6 protein-coding genes and 1 pseudogene are annotated in these 6,507 nt (G+C 35.9%); 4 read left to right on the forward strand and 3 right to left on the reverse strand.

Annotated features, from left to right (window positions below):
- The 3 genes and pseudogenes from F6K15_RS37055 to lptB form a co-directional block, all read left to right on the forward strand.
- Positions 1-623 (forward strand): annotated as a pseudogene (locus F6K15_RS37055) (RNA-guided endonuclease TnpB family protein); the annotation flags it as partial.
- Complete coding sequence (locus tag F6K15_RS37060; protein ID WP_293071011.1) at positions 620-1,150, forward strand: transposase; 531 nt, start codon at positions 620-622, stop codon at positions 1,148-1,150. The pseudogene F6K15_RS37055 and the gene F6K15_RS37060, both read left to right, overlap by 4 nt.
- 428 nt (positions 1,151-1,578) lie before the next feature.
- On the forward strand, positions 1,579-2,307 hold the full coding sequence (lptB, locus tag F6K15_RS37065; protein ID WP_293071013.1) for an LPS export ABC transporter ATP-binding protein: 729 nt from the start codon (positions 1,579-1,581) through the stop codon (positions 2,305-2,307).
- A 605-nt stretch (positions 2,308-2,912) separates the two neighbouring features.
- Here the strand turns inward: lptB and F6K15_RS37070 are convergent.
- Both F6K15_RS37070 and F6K15_RS37075 read right to left on the reverse strand, forming a co-directional pair.
- Positions 2,913-3,680: a PP2C family serine/threonine-protein phosphatase gene (locus F6K15_RS37070; RefSeq protein WP_293071015.1), complete on the reverse strand. Its 768-nt coding sequence runs from the start codon at positions 3,678-3,680 to the stop codon at positions 2,913-2,915.
- Positions 3,681-4,073: 393 nt separating this feature from the next.
- Positions 4,074-4,736 (reverse strand): VWA domain-containing protein, encoded by a 663-nt coding sequence (locus F6K15_RS37075; RefSeq protein WP_293071017.1) that lies wholly within the window; start codon positions 4,734-4,736, stop codon positions 4,074-4,076.
- A 446-nt stretch (positions 4,737-5,182) separates the two neighbouring features.
- Here F6K15_RS37075 and F6K15_RS37080 point away from each other — a divergent pair, with 446 nt between their 5' ends.
- Positions 5,183-5,293: a Uma2 family endonuclease gene (locus F6K15_RS37080; protein WP_293071018.1), complete on the forward strand. Its 111-nt coding sequence runs from the start codon at positions 5,183-5,185 to the stop codon at positions 5,291-5,293.
- Between the two features lie 604 nt (positions 5,294-5,897).
- Here the strand turns inward: F6K15_RS37080 and F6K15_RS37085 are convergent.
- Entirely contained in the window at positions 5,898-6,422 is a 525-nt protein-coding gene (locus F6K15_RS37085) for a hypothetical protein (protein ID WP_293071020.1), read from the reverse strand.
- Between the last annotated feature and the right edge of the window lie 85 nt (positions 6,423-6,507).

The raw sequence follows: 6,507 nt of genomic DNA on the forward strand, positions 1-6,507 counted from the left end.
TTCAAAAAAATCATCGGTTTTATGATGAAATTGACAGACTATGTTTCTTGTCGAAAAATCTTTATAACTACGGCAATTATTTAGTTCGTCAATCTTTCATATTTGAAAATAATTATCGTCACTATTACGACCTGCAAAAAACACTCTCTACTCAATCAGATTATCAAGCAATACCAGCTAAAGTATCTCAACAAATCTTGATGATTTTAGATAGAAACTGGAAAAGCTTTTTAGCAGCAAACGAAGTTGATCTAAAGAACCCATCAAAGTTTAAATCTCGTCCTCGTCTTCCTGGATATAAAAATAAAGTAAAGGGAAGAAATATTGTAGTTTATACCACACAAGCCATCAGCAAGAAGCAATTAAAACAAGGAATTATTAATCCTACTTATACAGGGATTTATCTAAAAACATTAGTACCTACTTCACAAATTAAACAAGTTCGTCTCATTCCTAGACTTAATCATTATGTAATTGAGGTCATTTATGAGAAATGCGAAAAACAATACGAGCTAGAGAAAAATCGTTGTGCCAGTATTGATATAGGATTAAACAACTTAGCTACATTTTCATGTCGGCGACAGCCGAAACCTTTAATCAAGCCGGAATTAAACCGCTCTTGATAAATGGCAGACCTTTAAAATCTATCAATCAATACTACAACAAAGTTAAGAGTTCCTTACAATCTCAACTCAAAGAAAATCAATCAAGTCTGAGACTGAAAAAACTTTGTAATAAAAGAGAATTTAAAATCAACGATTATCTTCATAAATCATCTCGTTTAATTATTAATACCCTGATTAATCAGAAAATAGGAACATTGATAATAGGGCAGAATGAAGACTGGAAACAGAAGATAAATCTAGGGAAAAGAAATATTTCATATTTTGTATCTGTTCCCTATAACAAATTAATAGAAATGTTATCTTATAAAGCCAAGATGGTAGGGATAAATGTAATTATTACAGAAGAATCTTACACCTCAAAAGCAAGTTTTATAGATAATGATTTGATTCCAGTGTACTTAGAAGGTGAGAAAAATCAAGTCACTTTCTCAGGAAAAAGAATAAAGCGATGCAGCGCGGTCTTGGGGGTTTCCCCCATGAGCGACTGCATCAAGACAAAGAGGTTTGTATCGTACCGCCAGTAAAAGATTAATCAATGCTGATGTCAATGGTTCTCTAAACATAATGAAAAAAGCAGTCCCAAATGTCTTTGACTATGGGACGCGAGGGTGTTGTAGTGCCTCCTCCGGAGGAGCTGCGCTAACACGAGCGTCAGAATAACACCTGCAAAATAAGGATATGTCATATTTGACCATATTTTTATGAACTATTATAGGGTTTTCACATAGATAGACTACAGTGGCCAAAGCATTGTTCTACTCCCTATTCCCTACTAAAAATTACAAATTTTGTAGTCTACTTAAATGAAAAATGCTGTAAATGAATTTTGTACAGGTAATGATATGATTGACAAAAATGATATTTTGTGTATATTTAAGCAGCCTGGAATTGTTAAGATATCTTCTGTTTCTACAACTTAGTTAATCTTGGAAAGCTAGCTTTTAACACAAATATGAAAATTGTTCTTGAGAATATTCACAAAAACTATGGTAAACGTGCCATAGTTAGTCGAGTTAATCTATTCATTGCTCAAGGAGAAATTGTTGGCCTACTCGGTCCTAATGGTGCAGGTAAAACCACTACATTTTATATCGCTACAGGTATAGAAAAACCCTCCCTTGGCACTGTCTTTTTAAATGATTTAGATATTACAACTCTACCAATTCACAAGAGAGCAAAATTGGGTATTGGCTATCTAGCTCAGGAACCAAGCATTTTTCGCAACCTTAGTGTTAGAGATAATATTCTCCTAGTCTTGGAACAAACAAAAATTCCTCGTCGCCAGTGGAAAAAGTTATTAGATTCTCTATTATATGAGTTTCGTTTAGAAAAAGTTGCTTCTACTTTAGGTTCACAAGTTTCTGGTGGAGAACGGAGGCGAACAGAACTAGCAAGAGCTTTGGCCTCTAGCAAAGATGGACTAAGATTTTTGTTTTTAGATGAACCATTTGCTGGAGTAGACCCAATTGCCGTTTCTGAAATTCAAAAGATTGTTGCCAAATTAAGAGAACGAAAAATGGGTATTCTGATTACCGACCATAATGTTAGAGAAACTCTAGAAATTACTGATCGAGCCTATATTATGCGCGATGGACAAATCTTGGCATCTGGAACAGCAGAAGAACTTTATAATAATCCCTTAGTACGTCAGTATTATTTGGGTGATAAATTTAAGTTTTGAATTATAAGGAAGAAGGAAGAGGGAAGAGGGAAGAAGGCTTAAAAGCTTGAAAAAAATTTAAATTTCCTGTAAATATTCAACTTTGGGTTTACACAAAAGCGTTCCAGTGGACATGATATAGCAAAAGAAGAAAGGAAAAATATTGCGTTGCCTGAGTTTTAAGCTTTTGATCTGTCCTAACCTTATAATTAGGGTTTGCTGAATAAGAGGTTGTCTGAGAAGTCTCATTTGCTACATCACTCGCCCCCGCGCATCCCCCGCGCATTGGGGGACTTTTACCAGCTAATGGATTCTTGTTCCCCCCAGAATTGGGGGGCTAGGGAGGCAAAATTCAGTATTAAACAACTTTTCAGATATCCTCTAAAGTATGAGTGGTAGGGGTAGGAGACAGGAGTCAGGAGGAATGGGAATTATAGAGGAGGTAGGAAGAAGAGTTATCCCTTGATTTTTCTGCCTTTGTTTGTCCTCAATACTAACTTTTTGAACTTTTTATACCAAAAAGCTAGCACTTTTTTCGCTCCAAAAAGGCTAAAACCTTTATCCGTCAATGCTTTTAAATTTAATCAGCAAACCCTAATTATCAATTATCAATTATCCATTATCAATTAATGAAGCCGTGCCAACAACAAAGTTAAATCATCATCAGTTCTACCAGTTACTTTAGGCGATCGCAAAAATTCCTCCAATTGTTTAGTCGCCTCTTGTTCATCTGTCACCACAGTCATAAACTTAAACAATGGTGCAAAAAACGGACAATGAGGCAACCCCTTTGGCATCTTCAAAGCTAGCATCTGCAACCCATCCGAAAAAATTGCCAAATTCACTGGTTTTCCCTGCCAAATCTTCACTTGAGCAGTTTCCACACCTTGCTCTGAAATCAAAAAAGTTGTCTCATTAATATATTCTCCACTTTGAGGAGCAGTCAGCGGAAAAATATTTTCCTCACCATCTCCCACTACTGCCGCACCATCTCCCACCTGAGCAGCAATAGCAAACTCTGGTGTCGCCACCACCAAAATTAAAGTTGTAGCAAACTCCCGTGCTTCAACCTTCCTCACTTGAGACTCAGCCAAAACTGCTGTTCTCGCGGCTCTCAAAGCATCAATTAATTTATACTGCCAATCAATATTATTATCTTTAGACAGCAAATTCTGTTGAGAAATAGTTTCTACTGCAGCACTGACAGCTATTTTTGCCCCTACCTCCCCAAAATTAGATGAACCAGCACCATCAGCAACTGCTGCAACTAAAATACCTCCCGGCAAAATTTCCCAATAATTTGCATCCTGACATGGTTGTCCACGTTTTTTGTGACTCGTACCTGCCACTGACACCGATACCACTCGCCAATGATTTTGTTCTTCTATTGACATAACCTAATTTTTGATAACTTTCCTTATTTCATTTGTGCAAGATATTAGGTGTTGTACTATCTACTTTAGGTACTAATTGCTCTCACACCTTCTTCTATAATTAATTTGCTATCAGCGCTTCAGCTTTTATCAAAATAACATCGGTCTAATACTCCGCCTTTTAAGGCGCAATATTTTTGGAGAGTTGCTCACGCATCCCCTACTTCCCCTCCTGGGAGGGGTTAGGGGTGGGTTAACTTCTGACTTCTGATATCAGTTATCAGTACCTCTGCAATAAGGAGGCAAAAAAATACGGTATTCTCTTTTTTTATCCCCTTAAAAGGGGAGACTTTAGACCACAATTTATCGGTAAAAATCTGCTGACCGCTGACCGCTGACCGCTGAAGTGCTTCTTTAAACTGTTCCCCATCCAGGAGGAGGCAGAGCCACTTGTTCGTCAACTTTAGAGTGGGAAACCTGCTGCATACTGGCAGATAACCAAATAAACATTTCTCGAAAGTCAAGTCCTCTCAGTTTTAGCGGTGTTCTGAGTACAATTTCTCCAAGCTTATCCATATTTGCCCCTTCTACACCCACTGCAAAAAAGGCAACGTGCTTGTTATCTTCTTCTTGTCTAATGCGCTCTGCTGCTTCCTTAACAACTTTTTCTGATTCACCTTGAGGTTCTCCATCAGTAATCAAAAAAATCCAAGGTCGATAGTAAGTGATGCCATTATTCCGATATTCTAATTTCCGAGCTGCAATCATATCCAGCGCCTTGTTAATAGCTGTACCCATATAAGTTTGTCCTTGAGCTGTTAATACCGGGTTTTCAAATTGGTCTGCAGTGATAAACTCTTGCACAATTTTTATTTGGTTATCAAAGGAAATAATTGCCACCTCTACTCGTTTTTTAGCTAAGTCATCGGTAATTAAATTATCTCTAAAAGTTTCTAGTCCCTCATTCAAAGCTTGAATAGGTGTGCCTGTCATTGATGCGGAGGTGTCCAATAGTAGGACACAAGGACAGCGGGGTTCAGGATTTTCTGCAAATTCTACTGCTTCATCAAGTCTCATAGTAGTTTTTTGGCCTTATATTAACAATTTATATTTTTTATGTTTGTTTTCTTTATCTCTGATTCTAGAACTATATTTCTAGTAGCTTAGGATGAAATACAACTGACATTCAGATGACATGGTACACCATAAGGCATTTTCCGACTAATACAATATCTAAAATGGGGAGATAATCTTGGGTTGAGGGCTAGATGAATCAAAGTTTTTCCTAATCTCTATTTCTAGAATATTAAAGATATACCAATTATCAAAAATAATTTACAAAAAATCACCTTATGCCTAGAATAAGCTGATTCAATTCTATTTCCTAATATAATCTATTCCAAAACCTTCCCTTAGATACAAAGTAGTTTCCATTCTAAGTTTAATGAGGAGAAATTAAAATATTTGGTAGTCCTATCGAACTATTTGGCGTTCCAATCGCTCTGAATTATAATGCCTTAGAAATGCCGATTCAATTAGCAGTAGAAGTTACTGCTACAAACTGGGAAGATGACTATGTAGATAAATTAGATGAATATAAAAGTTTAAGAATTACTGATATAGAATCCGGTTAAATACTTATCGTATCTACAGAAGGAAAGCAGCTATGCTGTTTGCGTAGCATGACAAACGGAAAGGGAAAGAATAAGGTCAGAAGGTACAAAGTTTTTCATCAACTAATTATCCGGATTCCATATAACCTGATTTTAGATCAAATCTAACTTTTGAATGCATGACTTTTGACTTCATTGAATGGTGCGATTACTGTATAACCAGATCTTATATGAATACTGGATTGTAGATTATTTAGCTATTGCCTCAAGAGCATATTTAGGAAATCCCAAAGTTCTGACTGTCTTTGTTTTTTATCTGGATAACAATGCTCAGTATAGACAAACTCAATTTATACCAATTACAAAAAATAATTGTATACTTCCGATGGAACTTCAGCTATTAAATAATAATAATCCTTCAGTAATGTTTGTAACGATTATCGGTATTAAATCAATATATATTATTTCTTTTAACCCTACTCCTTACTCCCTACTCTCTACTTTCAAGGAGATGTAGCAGGACTTTTGATAAATGGTATGAGAGGTGCTGAACAGATTACATAACCCACATTTCCAGAATTATCTTTAACAGCATAACAGATATTAACAGCTTAAAAAAATTGACTTAAGAAACTGCATTTTTTTGTAATTTACCCTTGATATTTTTGTAAGGTTGCCTAGCAGCCACAGGTTTAAACTGAGTATCCACAAACTGCACCGGATGATATGTCTCAATCCACAAATGAGCTCCACAGCGCAATGGTTCTAGTGGTTTATAAACTATACGACACGGACCATTAATTTCCATTTGATGTCCCATATCGTTGTGATTTGTTTGCTTCAAAGAGACTACAGGTATCAAGTCCTCAATAGACACTTGAGGATTTTCTTTGATTATGTCGATATTTGCTTTAATTATATGTTGATTTACATGAATGATCGTCGGGTTTTCTCGCTTTCTATGACACCATACACCTTTAGGTCCTCTAGAACCTGGTATAACGATAGGCATCTTGCCATAAAGAGGAATTCGCCAAAATCCATTATGTTTGTAAGCGCCTTTAATTCTGTTTTGAGAAAGTAAAACTCTAACTCGTTGGCAACAGATACCCAATAAAAAAGCTGCTTCTCTAGTTCCAATAATAGTCATTTTTACTATAGCACTATAGTTTTTACTGTATACTTAAGTTTAATTTGAACTTTGCTATATTAAAGAATAGTCATCAATTCAATAA

This window comes from Okeania sp. SIO2B3 (assembly GCF_010672525.1).
Taxonomy (GTDB): Bacteria; Cyanobacteriota; Cyanobacteriia; order Cyanobacteriales; family Microcoleaceae; genus Okeania.